The organism is Nocardia sp. NPDC005998 (assembly GCF_040614395.1).
Taxonomy (GTDB): Bacteria; Actinomycetota; Actinomycetes; order Mycobacteriales; family Mycobacteriaceae; genus Nocardia.
Genome location: NZ_JBEXUI010000106.1, coordinates 1 through 1,013, shown reverse-complemented (window position 1 = coordinate 1,013; position 1,013 = coordinate 1). Strand labels below are relative to the sequence as shown.

1 protein-coding gene is annotated in these 1,013 nt (G+C 64.4%); it reads right to left on the bottom strand.

Going from position 1 to position 1,013, the window contains the following annotated elements; all coding sequences use genetic code 11:
• Positions 1-30: 30 nt before the first annotated feature.
• Positions 31-1,013, bottom strand: a 983-nt coding sequence (locus ABZ293_RS42040; protein WP_355189924.1) for an IS3 family transposase, incomplete at its 5' end; no start/stop codon positions are given.

Sequence of the window (1,013 nt, the reverse complement as noted above, 5' to 3'; positions counted from 1 at the left end):
TGAATCGCCCCGGATTCGATGCACACCGGTTTATCTGTCACCAGCCGGTTGTTCGGCGTGGAGTGCATGGTAGTCGGCTTCGTATTCGACCGGTGGTTTGCGGCCGAGTCGGTGCATCAGCCGGGAGTTGTTGAACCAGCTCACCCAGTCAGCGGTGAGAAGTTCGACGTCCGCGAGGCGGTGCAGCGGGCCACGGCGAAACGGTGAGTCGTCCCGGATCGCTTCGGTCTTGTAGAGCCCAATTGTGGTCTCCGCCAACGCATTATCGAATGCATCACCTACCGACCCGATCGACGGAACCATTCCCGACAGCAGCAGCGTTTCCCCGAGCCGAACCGACGTATATTGCGACCCGGCGTCCGAATGATGAATCGTGGTGCCCACCAACGGGTGCCCTTCACGAGCACGAACCGCCGCGGCTTGGCGGATCGCCGAGTTCACGAACGCGGCCTGCTTGCTGGTCGAGCATTCCCAGCCCAGAATCCGCCCGGCGTAGGCGTCGATCACGAAAGCCGTGTACACGAACGCGCCCGTCACCAGCCGCACATAGGTGAAATCCGCGACCAGCAACAGGTTCGGTGCCTGGACCCGGAACTGGCGATCGACTAGATCCGGTGCCCGCGAAGCTGCCGGGTCCGGTTCAGTGGTGCGGATCTTCTTGCGCCGCACCACTCCCCGCCAACCGTTGGCTCGCATGACCCGTTCCACCGTGCATCTGGCAACCGGAATCCGTTGGCGTTGCAGATGCGCCCACATCTTCTCAGCCCCGTACAGCGATTCCGGTGCCCGCCGGCCGTGCTCGTCGGGCTCGTAGATCCCGGCCAGGACCTCGGTGACCGCCGTGTCCCACAAGCGGCGTTTCGACGGCGCCCGTGTGACCCAGGCGTGGAAGGTTCTCGGGGCGATCTTGCAGCCGTGCGCGGACAGCGCACGGCAGATCGGAGCGACCCCGAACCGAGCGCGATGCTCGGCGATGAACGCACAAATTACCGCTGTCGCGGGTCGCTCTCCCG